Source organism: Lysobacter cavernae, from assembly GCF_042648505.1.
GTDB classification, from domain to species: Bacteria; Pseudomonadota; Gammaproteobacteria; order Xanthomonadales; family Xanthomonadaceae; genus Lysobacter_L; species Lysobacter_L cavernae.
Window position 1 is genome coordinate 298,872 of record NZ_JBHRXK010000003.1, and the last position, 15,392, is coordinate 314,263.

Here is a 15,392-nt window from a genome sequence, read left to right on the forward strand (position 1 = left end):
TCACTTGATCGGCTCGTCCAGCATCATCTCGCGGACGAAGCGCACCGGCGGCGCGCCGTAGGACAGCACCTGATCGTGGTAGGCCTTGGAGTTGAACTTGTCGCCCAGCTTGGCTTCCACCGCCTTGCGCATGTCGAAGAACTCCTGTGCGCCGACGAAGTAGGTCGGCAGCTGCGCCGAACTCAGCTGCGCGCGCACCCACTTGCCGGCAGCTTCGCGCTCCTGCTGGAACGCCTGCTGGGTCATCAGTTCCATCGCCTGCTCGCGCGTCCAGTTGTCGACGTGCACGCCCTGGTCGAGGATCGCGTTGGCGATCGTGCGCAGGTAGAACTTCAGCTGCACCAGGCGGAACAGCGGGTCGTTGTCCAGGTAGCCGGCGTCGGCGAGCATATCCTCGGTGTAGACCGCCCAGCCTTCGGCGAACAGGCCCGAGCGCAGCACCGAGCGCAGCGTCGAATGCGACTTCACCGAATGCGCGCCTTCCAGATAATGCCCCGGCATCGCCTCGTGGATCGACAGCAGGTGGATCATGCGGTCGTTGTACTCGCGCAGGAACGAATCGACCTGTTCCTTGGACCAGTCGTCCGGGATCGGCGAGATCGCGTAGTAGGTGTCCAGGCCCTTGTCGAGCGGGCCGGGCGAGTCGCAATAAGCCACCGCCACGCCGCGCTGGAACTCCGGCATCAGGATGATCTTGACCGGGTCGTTCGGCACGGTGACCAGGTCGTGCTTGCGGGTGAACTCGGTCGCGTCGGCCAGGGTCTGCTTGGCGAAATCGACCACCTGATCGCGCGCCGGCTTGTCGGCATAGGCCAGCTCCAGCGCGGCCTCGATCGCCTTCTGCTGCTGCGCAGGCTGAGGGCTGGTCGGAAGTTCCGGCGCATTCGGCTTGTCCTTGAGCACCGTCTGCGCGATGGCGTACATCTCGTCGCGCACGCGCTTGAGTTCGGATTCGGCGCGCTGCTTGATCTCCGCGCGCGACAGCGACGAGTTCAACGAGAACTGCAGCTTCTCGTCATACAAGGTCTGGCCGATGCGGAAGTTGCCCTTGGCATTGGGCACCAGGGTCTTGTCGAGCCACTCCTGCTGCTCGGCCACGGCCTTGCGCAGGCCGGCCACGGCGGCGTCGAGCTGCTTGCGCTCCTCGCCCTTGAGCTGGCCGGCGTTGGGCACGATGAAGGTGTCGATCAGGCTGAGCACGCCGGCGTTCTGCTTGGCGACGGTTTCGGCGTGAATCTTCGGCACACGCGCCGGGTCGAGGTTCTCGCGCATCTGCGCGTAGATCGCCGGGATCTTCTGCATGCGCGCGGTCGCCGACTTCAGCCGCTGCGGCATCGGCGCGAAGTCGCGCGCCATCAGGTTGTAGATCGCGCCACCGGCCAGGCCGCTGTACACCTGCGGATCCCACGCCCAGCCCTGCAAGGTCTCGATGTTCCAGATATCGCCGCGCAGCTGGTTGCGCAGGATCGCCGCATCGATCTGGTTCTCGCGCGAGAGCTTGCCGGTGTCGATCGCGTCGAGCTCGCCCTGCAGCTTCTTGCTGAAGTCGACCAGCTTCTGCCGGCCGGCGGCGCTGAGGTCGTCGACCTCGCGGTCGTAGTCGTGCTTGCCAATCTGGGTGGCGGCGATCGGGTTGAGCTGCAGCCAGCCGTCGAGCCAGCGCTGCGAGAGTTCGGTGAGGCTGGCGTCGAGCGCCGGGTCCGACGCGGCGGTCGTGGTCGCCGAAGGTTCGGCGGCGGTCGGGGCAGGCGTCGTCTGCGGCTGGCAGGCGGCGAGGCTGACGCCGAGCACGGCGATGGCAAGCAGGGAGGGGCGCAACGAACGCATGGCAGATCTCGAAACAGGCGGCAGGCCGCGACCCTGCGAGGATATCGTCTCGCCCGCCCTGGCCGCATGGGCCGTTGGTTGAGTCCGGCGGCGATTGTTCTTGCCGATCTTGTCCGACTGTCTTGTCAAAGACCGCGTCGGCCGCGGCATGCCGTCAGGCAATGCGCTGCGGATGGCTGTACACGTTCAGCGAATCGCCACGGGCGAAGGCAGCCAGGGTCAGTCCGGCGCGGTCGGCGGTGCGGATCGCCAGGTCGGTCGGCGCCGAGATCGCCACGACCAGGCCAATGCCGGCGGTCGCGGCCTTGTGCACGATTTCGTAGGAGGCGCGCGAGGTGATCACCAGGAAGCCGCTGTCGGGGCGAATCGCCGGGTCGTGGCTGGCGAGCGCGCCGATCAGTTTATCCAGCGCGTTGTGGCGGCCGACGTCCTCGCGCACCAGCAGCCCACCAGCGTGAGCGAAGCCGGCGGCGTGCACGCCGCCGCTGAGCGCGTTCAAGGGCTGCTGCTGCGCCAGTGCCGTGAGTGCATCGCGAATGCGCTCTGTCGACACGGCCGGTGATGCGCCCACGTTCGGCACCGGTCGCATCGCTGCCTGCAGCGATTCGATGCCACACAGGCCGCAGCCGCTGCGTCCTTCCAGACCACGGCGTCGCGCCTGCAGTGCATCGAAGCGGGCCTGCGGGATCGCCGCGTGCAGGGCGATGCCGTCATCCACGTGCACGGTATCGACCAGGCGGAACTCCTCGCGCGCGGCGACGATGCCCTCGCTGAGGGCGAAGCCCAGCGCGAAGTCTTCCAGTGATTCGGGCGTGGCCATCATCACCGCGAACGGCTCGCCGTTGTAGAGCAGCGCGACCGGCGCCTCGACGATCACGCGGTCGTCGTGCTCGCTGTGTGCCGCGCCACGGATGCGCAGCGTTCGCACCGCGCGCAAGGCATCGTTCACGTCTTCGTTCACGTCGTCCGACATAGCTGCTTGCCCTTGTCGGTCAGCCACAGCCGCTGGAGCTCGCCGTCACGGCGTTGCTCGACCAGATCGAGGCCGTCGTAGCGCGGGTCGGTGCCCAGCGCGGTCAGCAGGCGCTGCAGCTCGCTCACGCCCAGTCCGAGCCGCTTGGCGATGCGGTGGAGCGACTGGCCGTCTTCCTGCGCCAGCAACCGCAGCAGGGCCAGCGCCGTTTCATCGCTCATCGGCGCTGCTGCGGGTCAGGCGCACCGGGATCGCCTTCGATGCCGGCGTGCGCGCGCGTTCGGCGTGGTGGCCAAGCGGCACCAGCGCATTGGTTTCGGGGAAGTAACTGGCCAGGCAGCCCGGCGGGATGTCGTACTCGACCAGGCGAAAGCCGCGCACGCTGCGTTCGCCGTCGTCCCAGACCGAGGTGATGTCGACCTGCTCGCCGTCGCGCAGCCCCAGGCATTGCAGGTCGTGCGCGCTGATGAAGCAGACCTTGCGCAGCCCGTGCACGCCGCGGTAGCGGTCGTCGAAGCCGTACACGGTGGTGTTGTACTGGTCGTGCGAGCGCACCGTCATCAACTGTAGGAGCGGCTTTAGCCGCGAGCTTTCATTGCCTTCAGGAGGTGAACTCGCGGCTAAAGCCGCTCCTACGGGATGCGCCAGGGGGTGCACGTAGAACGTTGCCTTGCCGCTGGCGGTCGGGAACACGCGCTCGCGGCCCGGGTGGTGCAGGTGGAACCCGCCGGGTACGCGCACCCGCGCATTGAAATCCTCGAAGCCGTCGATCACCTGCGCGATGCGCGCGCGGACGCGGTCGTAATCCTCGATCAACCACCGCCACGGCGTCTTGCTGCGCGGCAACGTCGCCGCGGCCAGGCACGCGACGATGGCCGGTTCCGACAGCAGCTGCGTCGAGGCTGGCGGGTTCATGCCCGACGACAGGTGCACCATGCTCATCGAATCCTCGACCGTCACCGCCTGCGGCCCGCCGGTTTGCAGATCGATCTCGGTGCGGCCCAGACACGGCAGGATCAGTGCGTCGCGGCCGTGTACCAGGTGCGAGCGGTTGAGCTTGGTGCTGACGTGCACGGTCAGCGCACAGCGGCGCAGCGCCTCGTGCACCTGCGCGCTGTCGGGCGTGGCCGCGGCGAAGTTGCCGCCCATCGCGAAGAACACCGTGGCACGGCCGTCGCGCATCGCCTCGATCGCGGCGATGGTGTCGTAGCCGGGCGCGCGCGGCGGCTGGAAGTCGAAGGCCACACCGAGCTTGTCGAGAAAGGCCGGCGCGGGCTGCTCGTAGATGCCCATCGTGCGGTCGCCCTGCACGTTGGAATGGCCGCGCACCGGGCAGGGGCCGGCACCTGGCTTGCCGATGTTGCCGCGCAACAGCAGCAGATTGGCCAGCATCTGGATGGTGGCGACGCTGCGCGGGTGCTGGGTGATGCCCATGCCCCAGCACAGGATCGTGGCGCGGCTGTCGATGTAGGTCTGCGCGACACGCTCAAGCTGCTCGCGGCCCAGGCCCGATTCGCGCTCCAGCTCGCTCCACGGCGTCGCGCGCAGTGCCTCGGCGAAGGCGTCGAAGCCGCGCGTGTGGGCGGCGATGAACATTCTGTCCAAGGTCGGGCGATCGACGGCGTCGCGTTCGACCACGACCTTGGCCAGCGCCGTCGCCACGGCGAGGTCGCCGCCGATGCGTGGCTGCAGGTAGTCCGAGGTGATCTGCGTGCTGCTGCCGCCGAGCATCTCGGCCGGCGATTGCGGGTTGGCGAAGCGCTCCAGGCCGCGCTCGCGCAGCGGGTTGAAGGCGACGATGCGGCAGCCGCGCCTGGCGGCATTGCGCAACTCGCCGAGCATGCGCGGGTGGTTGGTGCCGGGGTTCTGGCCGAAGATGAAGATCGCGTCGGCGTGCTCAAAGTCCTCCAGTGTGACCGAGCCCTTGCCGCTGCCGAGCTGCTCGGTCAACGCCACACCCGACGGCTCGTGGCACATGTTCGAGCAGTCGGGCAGGTTGTTGGTGCCGTATTCGCGCACGAACAACTGGTAGAGGAAGGCGGCCTCGTTGGAGGTGCGGCCGGAGGTGTAGAAGATCGCTTCGTCCGGCGAGGCCAGCGCCTTCAATGCCGCGGCGATCCGGGCGAACGCCTCGTCCCAGCCGATCGGCACGTAGCGGTCGCTGGCGGCATCAAAGGCCATCGGCTCGGTGAGGCGGCCCTGCACTTCGAGAGTGTGGTCGTCCAGCGCGGCCAGCCAGCTCACCGTGTGCTCGGCGAAGAACTCGCGCGTCACGCGTTTGGAAGTGGCCTCGTTGGCCACCGCCTTGACCCCGTTCTCGCAGAACTCGAAGGTCGAGTGCGGGTTGCGGTCGGGCCAGGCGCAGCCCGGGCAGTCGAAGCCTTTGGGCTGGTTGGCGCGCAGCAGGGTGTTGGCGCCCTTGAGCAGCACCTCCTGCTCGCGCAGCGCCTGCCAGGAGCTCTTCAGCGCATCCCAACCGCCGGCGGGCTTGTCGTAGCGGTGGACGGTCTTGTCGTCGGACATGGCGATGGCAGCGGTGCGTCAGCCGCCATGATAGGCCGATCGCATGGGCTTAGAACCGACGGTTATGTGGGCATGGCCGCCGGTCAGTTGCCGCGTCGCTATTGCAATGCACAAATAGCCGGGTCGCCGTTTGGCGGCGCCAGCCCACTGCCCGCGTGATTCCGTCGCATCGCCAGAACCTGTGTCGCAGCCACCGCCGAATGCCCGGCGCCCGCTGCCTGTGTCGTCTCGCGACAACTGCTGCCTGACACCCTCGTTCTGTAACCATCACGCCCGAAGTCCTGCCGCCATGATCCGCTCCGCCCGCGACACCACCGTGGACGCCCTTCCCGCATCCGCCACCGAAGCCCGCCGCCTGCGCTGGCTGCAGATCGCCGGTCGCTATCCGTGTACGCCGCGGGCGATGCCCTGCCTGGGCTGAGCCTGCTCTCCGTTCATCCGTTCGGATCGGCACGCGCGTCGAAGCCACGCCGGCTTTGCGTCTGTCTCCCTCCCACGTGACTGGACTCGGTGTGCGCCGCGAGGCGTGCCGTTCCGGACGGACCTTTCTTTTCTTTCCGTTTCTCTCCCCCGGAGTTGCCCGATGTCGTCCTTCGTTGCTTCGTTGTCTCCCGCCGGCGCGCAGCGCCGGGTGCGTTACCGACGTCTGAGCCTGGCCCTGGCGGCCGTGCTGACCGCGCCGCTGGCGGCCGAGGCCGATGCGTCCGCCGATGACGCCGCCGCGGCCGATGCCGGCGTCACCCTCGATGCCGTGCAGGTCACCGGCACCCACCTCAAGCGCAGCGACGAGGCCGGCGTGAATCCGGTACTGGTGCTCGACCGCGCGCAGATCGAGCAAAGCGGCAAGGTCACCGTCGCCGACCTGCTGCGCAGCCTCACCGTCAACAGCGGTAACAGCTTCAACGAGCAGTACACCGGCAGCTTCGCCAACGGCTCGGCCGGTGTATCACTGCGCGGCCTGAGCCAGAAGAACACGCTGGTGCTGGTCAACGGCCAGCGCGTGGCCGCGTATGGCTTCGCCCAGAACACCCAGGACAACTTCGTCGACCTCAATGCGTTGCCGTTGGGCGCAGTCGAGCGCGTGGAGATCCTCAAGGACGGCGCGTCGGCGTTGTACGGCTCCGATGCAATCGCTGGCGTGGTCAACATCCTCTTGCGTCGCAAGATCGAAGGCGTCGAGCTCGATGCCAGTTACGGTGCGGCCACCGAAGGCGGCACCGACCAGACCACCGTGGGCGTGCGCGCCGGTCGCGGCGACCCCGACCGCGACGGCTACAGCGTGCGTTTCAGCCTCGACGTGTTCAACCGCGATCGCCTCGACGCCGACGAGCGCGACCTCACCCGCGACGGCGACTACCGCGATCAGCCCGGTGGGCGCCTGGCCGGCTGGTCGACGCAGGGCGGTGCCTACCTGCGCAATCCGCGCGCGCCGGTGCATTTCGATCCGTGCCAGCCGGGCACGACGCTGCGGCCGTACGCCGACTTCGGCAGCCCGCTGCCGGGCGACGCCTGCGCGTTCAACACGCAGCCGTTCCGCACCCTGCTGCCGGCGACCGAGCGTTACCAGGCGTCACTGGCCGGTGATGTCTGGTTCAACGACAACGTGCAGGGCTTTGCCGAGCTGCTGTACAGCCACGGCCACAACGGCACCTACTTCGGCGCGCCGCTGACGGTCGGTCCGGGCCTGCGCGCGTACGACGCCAGCACCGGCGGTCTGGTCGACATTCCGGTGGTGCTGCCGCTCGGCAACCCGTCCAATCCGTATGCGACGCCGGCGCCGTTCGAGTACACCTTCCTCGACCTCGGCGCGCGCTACAAGATCAACCAGTCGCAGTTCAGTCGCGCGCTGTTCGGCCTGCGTGGCCGCGGCGAGGTCTGGGACTGGGAGGTCGCGGGCAACTACTCGGAAAGCGTGCAGCGCGAGTTCACCCGCAACTTCGTCAACCGCTACGTGTTCCAGCAGATCCTCGCCGACGGCAGCTACGACTTCCTCGATCCGGCCAGTACGCCGGGGTCGCTGGACGCGCTGCGCCTGGCCACGCGTCGGCCCGGTTCGTACCACCTGGCCTCGGTCAACGCCAAGGTGTCCGGTTTCCCGTGGCAGCTGTGGGCCGGTGATGTCGGCGTCGCCGCCGGTGTCGAATTCCGCCACGAGTCGCAGAACGCCGGCACCAGCCCGCAGGTGCTGTCGGGCACCGAGCTGCGCCCGGCGATAAACCTGATCGACGGCGAGCGTAACGTCTCGGCGGCGTTCGTCGAGTTCAGCCTGAAGCCGGCCGAGCAGGTCGAAGTGCAGCTGGCCGGACGCGGCGACCACTACGACGACTTCGGCAGTGCGTTCTCGCCCAAGCTTGGCGTGCGCTGGCAGCCCTCCGACGCCTGGCTGGTGCGGTTCAACGCCTCGCGCGGCTTCCGCGCGCCGTCGTTCCCGGAGAACGCGCAGAGCACCACGATCAGCTACGGCTCGGTGATCGACCCTTACGATCCGGTGCAGCCCGGCAGTTCGCGCGGCGTCACGGTGCTGCGCGCGGGCAACCCCGACCTCAAGCCGGAGCGCTCCAGCAACCTCAACCTCGGCGTGCTGTGGTCGCCCGATGCCGACAGCAGCCTCGGTATCGATCTGTACCGCATTGAGCAGAAGGACCTGATCAGCCCCGACAACGTGCAGGCGATCGTCTCCAACCCCGACCTGTACCCGGACCGGGTGACGCGCGACGCGCAGGGCCGCCTGCAGCTGGTCGAGAACCGTTACGCCAACCAGGGCACGCTGACCACCACCGGCTTCGACCTGGAGGGCCGCAAGGTCTGGCATGCCGGCGACGCCGACTGGACGTTGGATGGCACCTGGACGCGCCTGCTCAGCTACGAGCAGCCACAGGTCGCCGGCGAAGCTGCGCGGGAAGGCGCCGGCGGCAACCGTTTCGGCGCGCTGCCGAAATGGCGCGGCATCACCTCGCTGGGCTATGCGCGCGGCGACTGGAGCGCGCAGCTGTCATGGCGTTACATCGGTGGCTACACGCAGCAGGTGGTGACGGCGAGCAGCAACCCGGGATTGGCGACGAACATCGACGACAGCAACCGCTTCGACCTGTACGTCGGTTACGAAGGTCTGCGCGACACCACGCTGTACCTGTCGGTGCAGAACCTGGCCGACGCCGATCCGCCGTTCGATCCGGCCGGCGGTGCATTGCCGTACGACATCAGCCAATACGACGCGCTCGGCCGCTTCGTCACGGTCGGGGTCAAGTACGTGTTCTGATCGACGCGGCATCCGCGCCGTCCGCCCCGGTGGCGCGGGTGCCGTGCCCACGGCTGGTCGTGGCCGACGGCGTGATGGCATAGTCGCCTCCGATCCTTGGACAGGAAAGGCGATGCGAAATCCGACCGTGGCCGTCATGGCCCTTGTGGTGGTTGCCGCGTTGACGGCGTGCGGCGGCGGCAGCCCGCAGCAGGCGATGGAGTCGGCCGGCTCCGGCGCGGCTGCGCCGGTGGCGCATCGCCCCGGGGCGATGCTGGCGTACGAGCACCATGCGCAGGTCGCGTTGCCGGCCGAACGCATCGTGCAGCGCCTGCAGCAGGTACAGGCCGCCTGCAACGACAACCGCTTCGGGGCCTGCACGGTGCTCGACGTGAGCCAGCAGGGCGGTGACCATCCCAGTGCGAGCCTGAGCGTGCGCGTCGTTCCGGCCGGGGTCGATCCGCTGATCGCGCTGGCCGGCAAGGACGGCGAGATCGGCAGTCGTCGCACCCACGCCGAGGATCTGGCTGTGGTCGTGCGCGACAACAACCTGGCGCAGCAACGGCTGCAGAACGAGCGCACGCAGTTGCTCGCGTTCCAGCAGCGCCGTGACCTGGCGGTGGCCGACATGATCGCGTTGTCGCAGCAGCTGGCGCAGGTCGAGGCGCAACTGCAGGCCGCCGAGCAGGAGGGCGCGCAGCACCGCCTGCGCATCGACACGCAGAAACTCACGATCCGTTTTGAACCTCCGCGTGGGCAGAGCGGACGCAGCGAGATCGGCCAGGCCGTGCGCGATTTCGGCCGCACCCTGTCCGCGGGCACCGCCTGGACGATCCGCGCGGCGGCGTTCCTGATTCCGGTGGCGGCGGTGCTGCTGATCGTGGTGCTGGTGATCCGGCGCCTGCGTCGCCGTCGTGGAGGGCGCTGACATGCGGCGCCTGGCCATGTTGTCGCTCGCGCTGTTGGCCGCGCCGGTGTTCGCCGGGCCATGCCCGCCCGCAGGCTGGACCAGCGAATCACTGGCGACGCTGAAGCAGTCGCAATTCGTGCTGCCCGATACGGCGGCGCAGCCGACCCTGGCGTTGGGCCTGCTCGAATGTCTCGGCGATCCCGATCCCACCCTGCGCGACGGCATTGCTTACGACGCACTGGCAGCGTGGATGCGCAAGGGTGAGTTGCCCGTGGAAACGCTGCGCACCGTGCGCGATCGCCTGTACGCGACGCTCGCCCAGCCGGACAAGAACGGCCTGCGCTGGCCGTTTGCTGCGCTGGTGCTGGCCGAGGTCGCGCGCACTGACCGCATCGCGCCGTGGATGACGCCGGCCGAGCGCGCCACGATGGTGTTGCGCGCGGTGACCTATGTCGAATCAGTGCGCGACTACCGCGGCTACGACCCGCGCGAAGGCTGGCGCCACGGCGTCGCCCACGGCGCCGACTGGCTGATGCAGCTGACCCTGAACCCGGCGCTGGACGTGCCACAGCTGTCGCGCGTGGTCGAGGCGGCCGCCGCCCAAGCCGTGCCGAAAGCCGGTCACGCCTACGTCTTCGGTGAGCCACAACGGCTGGCCGCGCCGGTGCTGTATGCGGCGCAACGCGGCCTGTACGACGAGGCCGGCTGGACCGCCTGGTTCGCCGCACTGGTGCCGCGCCTGGGCGACCCCGCGCTGGCCTGGCGCGACAGCGCCTGGCTGGCACGGCGCCACGATCTGATTGCCTTCCTGCAGGCGGTCTACGTCGAGGCCGACAACTCCGACGACGCGCGCCTGAAGGTGCTGTTGCCGGGCGTGGTCGCCGCGCTCAAGACGATGCCCTGAGGCCTAAGGTCAGTCGTCGCTCTCGAACTCGACCAGCACGTCGAGATCGAACGCCAGCGCTTCCACCGCCTCGCGCACCTTGTTGGCGGTGGACAGGTTGGGGGCCTCGATTTCCAACTCGTGCGTGCCCGGGCCGCGGTCGTCGGGCAGGCCGGCCGAACTGGAATCGGCGTCGTCCATGCGCGGCATCAGGTCGGCGACTTCTTCGACGTGCTCGATACCGTCGATGCTGACCAGCAGGTTGCCGATGGCGCGGGCATCGTCATCGCTGCCGGTCACGCGCAAGCGCAGCAGGGGCATGGCGCTACCACCTTTCTGTGTGGGATGACACGAGGCTATGCAGCGCCGGGCTAAGGCGGCGTGATGGCGGATACGGCCTGCCTCTCGACGTCATTGCGATGGAGTAGGGTGTCAGCATGGATACGACCATCCCTGTCGGCATCACCTTGCGTCCGCTCGAGCGCGGCGACCTGCATTTCGTTCATGTGCTCAACAACAACCGCAGCGTGATGGGCTACTGGTTCGAGGAGCCGTACGAATCCTTCGTCGAGCTGGAAGAGCTCTATCGCAAGCACATCCACGACCAGTCCGAGCGCCGCTTCATCGTCGAGGACGGCGGCCACGAGCGCGTCGGCCTGGTCGAGCTGGTCGAGATCGATCACCTGCACCGGCGCGCCGAATTCCTGATCATGATCTCGCCCGAGCAGCAGGGCCGCGGCTACGCCAAGGCCGCCACCCGGCTGGCGATCCATTACGCCTTCCGCGTGCTCAACCTGTACAAGCTGTACCTGCTGGTCGACGTCGACAACGTGCGCGCGATCCGCATCTACGAGGATGCTGGTTTCCAGCGTGAGGGCGTGCTGATCGACGAGTTCTTCAGCGACGGCCGCTACCACGACGTGGTGCGGATGTGCCTGTTCCAGCATCAGGTGCTGGGGCGTGGTAGCGATCCGGATTGAGGCGTCGCACAGCCGCGTAGGATGGGTTGAGCCGGAGGCGAAACCCATCGTTGCCATGATGGAATGGCTGTCCCCGTTGGCCTGCGTTGATGGGTTTCGCTTCGCCCTACCCATCCTACGTGCTTGCATGTCTAGACTATGGCCGCGCGGTTATGGACTTAGCCCCCAATTGTTCTCGTAGCGGGCGAGCGGCTCACGGTTGAGCTTGGCAAAGGACACGTCCCTGTTGTGTGGGTCTTTTCTGGTGGGGAGAGGCTTATTGCCGAACTCTCTTGCGACCGAGAAAGGAACTACCCAGGAGCGAACGGCGACATTGACTGGTAAGAACAGAAAAACAAGCCAGTCACACTCAAGCCGCTCATCAAAGATGAACCAGCTGCCGGCTTTCCAACTGGCTGTCTCGCTGCGGGTTTTGACGCTTACACGCACCAGCCCCTGGCCGGACTCGACCGCGAGGTCATAGCCGGTCCAGCCATCGGGCATTTTTGATGCGGGCTTGCCGGCAAAGGTGAACTGGCTGAGCGCGTAGTGCTCGCCCGCGTCTCCCAACATCTTTGTGGTGACGTTGCCTCCGGCTGCCGACATGTTTGCTCCTTGGCCAAACTGCACAAACGACACAGGATCGGCCGTGCTCCGGTCGAAGCCGGCGACCTTACTTGCGTGCCTTCTTCCCCTTCGCTGACGGTGCCTTCTGGGCCTGCGCTGGTGCCACCGGCGGCGCCCGCGTCGGCAACGGCACGTTGCATAGATCGATATGCCCGGCCATGTGCTTGTACCAGTCGTCGCGGCGGTTGCGGCGTGCTTCGACCAGTTCGGCGAACGCCGGCGTGCCGGTGCGCAGCACCTCGATCGCGGTGCGCTCCTTCTTCGGCACGTCGGCGGCCAGGCGGATCGCCTGGATCGGGGTGCGTTGCGTGGGCTGCACGTAGAAACCGAGCGGGCCGGTGCCGCGCGGCAGCACCGACAGCAGCTCGATGCCCTGGACGACGCGGCCGACTACGGTGATGTTGCGGTCAAGCTGGCGCGGTGACTGGCCGGTGACGACATACAGTTCGGTGCCGTTGCTGGAATCGGCGGCGACGTCGCGGCCGGCGCCGACGGTGCCGTAGCAATGCGCCATCCAGGCGGTCTTGGCGGCGGGGTCGCGCGCGGCGGGGAAACCGTCGACGAAGCCGACCTCCGGCGCCCAGCCGTCCGCATCGGGCAGCCGGTCGAACACCAGGCCGTCGCTCTTGCGCGCGAACTCGGCCGGCAGCTTGGCCTTGGCGCCGCGGCCGAGCGGCTTGCGGTCCTTGTCGTCCTCGGCCGGGTCGCCCCATTGCACGACGAAGTTGTCCTGCGAGCGGTTGATGCTCAGGCCGTTCCAGTAGCCGCTCTTGGCCAGGGCGCGGATGTTGGCGACATGGGCCGGCGCGAACGCCGGGGCCAGTTCGATGACGACGCGGCCGTTGGCCAGATCCAGGTACAGCGTGTTCTTCGGGTCGAGCGTGCGCCAGTCACCGGCTTGGGTGGCGTCGAGGATTTCCTGCATCGAACGCAGCTTGGCTGCAGGCGTCGCAGGATCCTGGCCGCCGGCATGAGCGGCGGAAAAGGCGATCAGCAGGGCGGGTGACAACAGGACGGACGACCACAGGCGTGGTTTCGACACGGCGGAATTCCCCAGGCGGATGATCGGGCGATTCTGGCCCAGCGCCGCGGCGACGACCAGTCCGGCCTGCGTGCGGGATCACAGGCGAGCGCCGTCGCCGCCGTGCCTGGTGTTGCCTGCGGTCCGGGCGACCTTGCGCGCCGTCTTGGTGGCGGCCTTCTTGGCGGCTTTGCGGGCCGTCTTCTTCGCGATCTTTTTGGCCGGGCGCTTGGCGGCTTTCTTCACGGTTTTCTTGGCCGTCTTGCGGGTGGTTTTACGCACGGTCTTGCTGGCGGTCTTCTTGGTCGCTTTCCTGGCGGCCTTGCTGACCGTTTTCTTTGCGACCTTCGTGGTCGCCTTCCTGGCGGTTTTTTTCGTGCTCTTGCGGGCGGTCTTGCTGGTTTTCTTCGCCGTCTTGCTGGCACCACGGCCCGATCCGGACTTCTTGCCGCCGCCGTCGCGCTTGTTGACCGTGGCCCAGGCGATGCGCTCGGCGTCCTCTTCCGAGCGGCCCTGTTCGCGCTCGCTGTCTTCGATGTGTTCGGCCTGGCGTTTTTGCTTCTCGGTGTAGGCGGATTTGTCGCCGCGTGGCATGTCGGGTCTCCTCGCTGCGAGGGATATCGCTGCGCGGGTCGTCTTAGCAGGTCGGGGGTCGACGCCATGAAAATGCAGGGCGGATGACTAATGGCAGGGTCGGTATATCGAAGTTAGTACTACCTTGGCGTCGAGACAGCCAGACCCGCCATGACCGACCTCGACAGCCACCTGCGGAAATTCCAGAAGGAACTCAGCGCCGGCACCGTGTCGCTGGCGTTGCTGGCCGTGCTGGGCGCCGCCAAGGAGCCGATGTACGGCTACCAGATCGCCAAGCGGCTGGAGCGCGAGGGCGAAGGCGTGCTCAGCGGCAAGCAAAGCGCGCTGTATCCGGTGCTGCGCAACCTCAGCGCGGCCGGCCTGCTCGACAGCCACGTCGAGCCCTCCCTGTCCGGCCCACCGCGCCGCTACTACCGCATCACCGACGCAGGCCGCGAGGTCCTGCGCGAATGGAGCGCCGCCTGGCGCGCCACCCGTGATTCCGTCGATTCCGTCCTTGAAGGACTGCCCAAATGAACGCGTCGAACACTTTCAACGCTGCCCTGCCGACCACGATCCCCGACTACCTCGAACGGCTGCGCAAGTCGCTGGCCGGCGCCGATCCGGCGCTGGTGCAGGACGCGCTGTACGACGCCGAGGAGTACCTGCGCTCGGAGCTGGCAGAGAATCCCGGCAAGAGCGAGGCCGAGGTGATCGCCGCGGTCGCCGGCAGTTACGGTGCCCCAGACGAGGTCGCCGACATCTACCGCGACACCGAGGTGACGGTGCAGACCGCACTGCGGCCGCCGCCGCCGCGGCCACGCGAATCCCTGCTGGGCCGATTCTTCGGTGTCGCCGCCGAACCGCGCACCTATGCCGCGCTGTTCTACATGTTGCTGTCGCTGGCGACCGGCATCTTCTACTTCACCTGGGTGGTGTTCGGCATCAGCTTCTCGGCGGGCATGTCGGTGCTGATCGTCGGCATTCCGGTGTTGATCCTGTACTTCGGCTCGGTGCGGATCCTGTCGTTGGTCGAGGGCCGCATCGTCGAGGTCATGCTCGGCGAGCGCATGCCGCGGCGACCGCTGTACAGCGAGCGCGGCAAGCCGTGGCTGGAGCGGATCAAGGACATGTTCATCGACCCGCGCACCTGGTCGACGCAGCTGTATTTCCTGCTGATGCTGCCGCTGGGTGTCGCCTACTTCGTGCTGGCGGTGATCGGCCTGAGCCTCTCTCTGTCGCTGATTGTCGCGCCGGTGGCGCTGCTGTTCGGCGCGTCCGGGTATTTCGAGCTGGACGGCATCAACCTGGTCATGCAGCACCAGCCCTGGGCCTGGCCGCTGGTCTTCATCGCCGGCGTGCTGCTGTTGTTCTGCACCTTGCATGTGGCACGCGCCATCGGCGCGCTGCACGGCCAGCTGGCCAAGCACATGCTGGTGAAATCGGCCCAGTACTACTGAGCCGACGGCCGGCGCGATGCGCGGCAGGAATGCGGCCGGGTTAACAGTACCGTCGCGCCGCCTGGCCTACCTTGCGGACGCGGGAAGTTTGCCGCGCTCATCCAAGGAGAAAGGGCATGCGTCGTATCCGGATCTTGGCAGTGGCTTTGGCGGTAGGTGTGATGGCAGCCGCGTCGTTCAGTGCGATGGCGAACTGGCAGGGCACCTGGAGGTACTACGACGAGGAAGGCGCGCTGGTCGGTTCGTGGACTGCCGGTTGCGGTGCGGCCGACGGCCGTTGGGGCGTGGCGACTGGCAACAGGGTGTTCATCCAGGGCTGCAATACCGCCACCGAGTAAGGGACGGTCTGGGTAACTGTCGAGAAGCCCCGCCGATTGGCGGGGCTTCTGGCTTCACGT

At 67.6% G+C, this 15,392-nt stretch carries 16 protein-coding genes; 8 read left to right on the top strand and 8 right to left on the bottom strand.

Annotation, left to right across the window (positions count from 1 at the left end; genetic code table 11):
* The 4 genes from ACFOLC_RS08485 to ACFOLC_RS08500 all read right to left on the bottom strand — a co-directional run bounded on the left by ACFOLC_RS08485 (nucleotide 1) and on the right by ACFOLC_RS08500 (nucleotide 5,323).
* Nucleotides 1–1,818 carry a DUF885 family protein gene (locus ACFOLC_RS08485; protein ID WP_386759032.1) on the bottom strand — a complete coding sequence of 606 codons (1,818 nt, stop codon included), beginning with the start codon at nucleotides 1,816–1,818 and terminating at the stop codon, nucleotides 1–3.
* A gap of 163 nt (nucleotides 1,819–1,981) precedes the next feature.
* Nucleotides 1,982–2,800, bottom strand: coding sequence for a formate dehydrogenase accessory sulfurtransferase FdhD (gene fdhD, locus ACFOLC_RS08490; RefSeq protein ID WP_386758809.1), 819 nt, complete (start codon nucleotides 2,798–2,800; stop codon nucleotides 1,982–1,984).
* A complete protein-coding gene (locus ACFOLC_RS08495) occupies nucleotides 2,785–3,021 on the bottom strand; it encodes a helix-turn-helix domain-containing protein (RefSeq protein WP_386758810.1) in 237 nt (78 codons plus the stop codon). The genes fdhD and ACFOLC_RS08495 overlap by 16 nt, the downstream gene beginning before the upstream one ends.
* Nucleotides 3,011–5,323 carry an FdhF/YdeP family oxidoreductase gene (locus ACFOLC_RS08500; RefSeq protein WP_386758811.1) on the bottom strand — a complete coding sequence of 771 codons (2,313 nt, stop codon included), beginning with the start codon at nucleotides 5,321–5,323 and terminating at the stop codon, nucleotides 3,011–3,013. The genes ACFOLC_RS08495 and ACFOLC_RS08500 overlap by 11 nt, the downstream gene beginning before the upstream one ends.
* Before the next feature lie 289 nt (nucleotides 5,324–5,612).
* Here ACFOLC_RS08500 and ACFOLC_RS08505 point away from each other — a divergent pair, with 289 nt between their 5' ends.
* The 4 genes from ACFOLC_RS08505 to ACFOLC_RS08520 all read left to right on the top strand — a co-directional run bounded on the left by ACFOLC_RS08505 (nucleotide 5,613) and on the right by ACFOLC_RS08520 (nucleotide 10,375).
* Nucleotides 5,613–5,744 (top strand): hypothetical protein, encoded by a 132-nt coding sequence (locus ACFOLC_RS08505; RefSeq protein WP_386758812.1) that lies wholly within the window; start codon nucleotides 5,613–5,615, stop codon nucleotides 5,742–5,744.
* Nucleotides 5,745–5,906: 162 nt separating this feature from the next.
* Nucleotides 5,907–8,582 carry a TonB-dependent receptor gene (locus ACFOLC_RS08510; protein WP_386758813.1) on the top strand — a complete coding sequence of 892 codons (2,676 nt, stop codon included), beginning with the start codon at nucleotides 5,907–5,909 and terminating at the stop codon, nucleotides 8,580–8,582.
* Nucleotides 8,583–8,694: 112 nt separating this feature from the next.
* Nucleotides 8,695–9,489 (top strand): DUF4349 domain-containing protein, encoded by a 795-nt coding sequence (locus tag ACFOLC_RS08515; protein ID WP_386758814.1) that lies wholly within the window; start codon nucleotides 8,695–8,697, stop codon nucleotides 9,487–9,489.
* 1 nt (nucleotide 9,490) lies between these two features.
* Nucleotides 9,491–10,375 carry a DUF2785 domain-containing protein gene (locus tag ACFOLC_RS08520; RefSeq protein ID WP_386758815.1) on the top strand — a complete coding sequence of 295 codons (885 nt, stop codon included), beginning with the start codon at nucleotides 9,491–9,493 and terminating at the stop codon, nucleotides 10,373–10,375.
* A 9-nt stretch (nucleotides 10,376–10,384) separates the two neighbouring features.
* Here ACFOLC_RS08520 and ACFOLC_RS08525 read toward each other — a convergent pair whose 3' ends face one another.
* Complete coding sequence (locus tag ACFOLC_RS08525) at nucleotides 10,385–10,675, bottom strand: hypothetical protein (protein WP_386758816.1); 291 nt, start codon at nucleotides 10,673–10,675, stop codon at nucleotides 10,385–10,387.
* Nucleotides 10,676–10,791: 116 nt separating this feature from the next.
* On the opposite strand from ACFOLC_RS08525, the gene speG reads away from it, so the two are divergent.
* The gene (speG, locus tag ACFOLC_RS08530) at nucleotides 10,792–11,334 is read left to right on the top strand and encodes a spermidine N1-acetyltransferase (protein ID WP_386758817.1); all 543 of its coding nucleotides are present in this window, start codon (nucleotides 10,792–10,794) and stop codon (nucleotides 11,332–11,334) included.
* A gap of 150 nt (nucleotides 11,335–11,484) precedes the next feature.
* On the opposite strand, the gene ACFOLC_RS08535 is transcribed toward speG, so the two are convergent.
* From ACFOLC_RS08535 to ACFOLC_RS08545, 3 genes are all read right to left on the bottom strand, one after another.
* Complete coding sequence (locus tag ACFOLC_RS08535; protein ID WP_386758818.1) at nucleotides 11,485–11,919, bottom strand: hypothetical protein; 435 nt, start codon at nucleotides 11,917–11,919, stop codon at nucleotides 11,485–11,487.
* 67 nt (nucleotides 11,920–11,986) lie between these two features.
* The gene (locus ACFOLC_RS08540; RefSeq protein ID WP_386759033.1) at nucleotides 11,987–12,865 is read right to left on the bottom strand and encodes a peptidylprolyl isomerase; all 879 of its coding nucleotides are present in this window, start codon (nucleotides 12,863–12,865) and stop codon (nucleotides 11,987–11,989) included.
* 195 nt (nucleotides 12,866–13,060) lie between these two features.
* Nucleotides 13,061–13,555, bottom strand: a complete 495-nt coding sequence (locus ACFOLC_RS08545; RefSeq protein ID WP_386758819.1) for a HupB — start codon at nucleotides 13,553–13,555, stop codon at nucleotides 13,061–13,063.
* 150 nt (nucleotides 13,556–13,705) lie between these two features.
* On the opposite strand from ACFOLC_RS08545, the gene ACFOLC_RS08550 reads away from it, so the two are divergent.
* From ACFOLC_RS08550 to ACFOLC_RS08560, 3 genes are all read left to right on the top strand, one after another.
* On the top strand, nucleotides 13,706–14,071 hold the full coding sequence (locus tag ACFOLC_RS08550) for a PadR family transcriptional regulator (RefSeq protein WP_386758820.1): 366 nt from the start codon (nucleotides 13,706–13,708) through the stop codon (nucleotides 14,069–14,071).
* Nucleotides 14,068–14,994: a sensor domain-containing protein gene (locus tag ACFOLC_RS08555; RefSeq protein WP_386758821.1), complete on the top strand. Its 927-nt coding sequence runs from the start codon at nucleotides 14,068–14,070 to the stop codon at nucleotides 14,992–14,994. Before ACFOLC_RS08550 ends, ACFOLC_RS08555 begins: the two co-directional genes overlap by 4 nt.
* A 161-nt stretch (nucleotides 14,995–15,155) precedes the next feature.
* Complete coding sequence (locus tag ACFOLC_RS08560) at nucleotides 15,156–15,332, top strand: DUF6289 family protein (RefSeq protein ID WP_386758822.1); 177 nt, start codon at nucleotides 15,156–15,158, stop codon at nucleotides 15,330–15,332.
* Nucleotides 15,333–15,392 lie beyond the last annotated feature (60 nt).

Excerpts from the sequence above, each read along its gene's own strand:
- fdhD (WP_386758809.1), bottom strand. The coding sequence starts at position 2,800 with ATGTCGGACGACGTGAACGAAGACGTGAACGATGCCTTGCGCGCGGTG.
- ACFOLC_RS08495 (WP_386758810.1), bottom strand. The coding sequence starts at position 3,021 with ATGAGCGATGAAACGGCGCTGGCCCTGCTGCGGTTGCTGGCGCAGGAA.
- ACFOLC_RS08500 (WP_386758811.1), bottom strand. The coding sequence starts at position 5,323 with ATGTCCGACGACAAGACCGTCCACCGCTACGACAAGCCCGCCGGCGGT.
- ACFOLC_RS08505 (WP_386758812.1), top strand. The coding sequence starts at position 5,613 with ATGATCCGCTCCGCCCGCGACACCACCGTGGACGCCCTTCCCGCATCC.
- ACFOLC_RS08510 (WP_386758813.1), top strand. The coding sequence starts at position 5,907 with ATGTCGTCCTTCGTTGCTTCGTTGTCTCCCGCCGGCGCGCAGCGCCGG.
- ACFOLC_RS08515 (WP_386758814.1), top strand. The coding sequence starts at position 8,695 with ATGCGAAATCCGACCGTGGCCGTCATGGCCCTTGTGGTGGTTGCCGCG.
- ACFOLC_RS08520 (WP_386758815.1), top strand. The coding sequence starts at position 9,491 with ATGCGGCGCCTGGCCATGTTGTCGCTCGCGCTGTTGGCCGCGCCGGTG.
- ACFOLC_RS08525 (WP_386758816.1), bottom strand. The coding sequence starts at position 10,675 with ATGCCCCTGCTGCGCTTGCGCGTGACCGGCAGCGATGACGATGCCCGC.
- speG (WP_386758817.1), top strand. The coding sequence starts at position 10,792 with ATGGATACGACCATCCCTGTCGGCATCACCTTGCGTCCGCTCGAGCGC.
- ACFOLC_RS08535 (WP_386758818.1), bottom strand. The coding sequence starts at position 11,919 with ATGTCGGCAGCCGGAGGCAACGTCACCACAAAGATGTTGGGAGACGCG.
- ACFOLC_RS08540 (WP_386759033.1), bottom strand. The coding sequence starts at position 12,865 with ATGCAGGAAATCCTCGACGCCACCCAAGCCGGTGACTGGCGCACGCTC.
- ACFOLC_RS08545 (WP_386758819.1), bottom strand. The coding sequence starts at position 13,555 with ATGCCACGCGGCGACAAATCCGCCTACACCGAGAAGCAAAAACGCCAG.
- ACFOLC_RS08550 (WP_386758820.1), top strand. The coding sequence starts at position 13,706 with ATGACCGACCTCGACAGCCACCTGCGGAAATTCCAGAAGGAACTCAGC.
- ACFOLC_RS08555 (WP_386758821.1), top strand. The coding sequence starts at position 14,068 with ATGAACGCGTCGAACACTTTCAACGCTGCCCTGCCGACCACGATCCCC.
- ACFOLC_RS08560 (WP_386758822.1), top strand. The coding sequence starts at position 15,156 with ATGGCAGCCGCGTCGTTCAGTGCGATGGCGAACTGGCAGGGCACCTGG.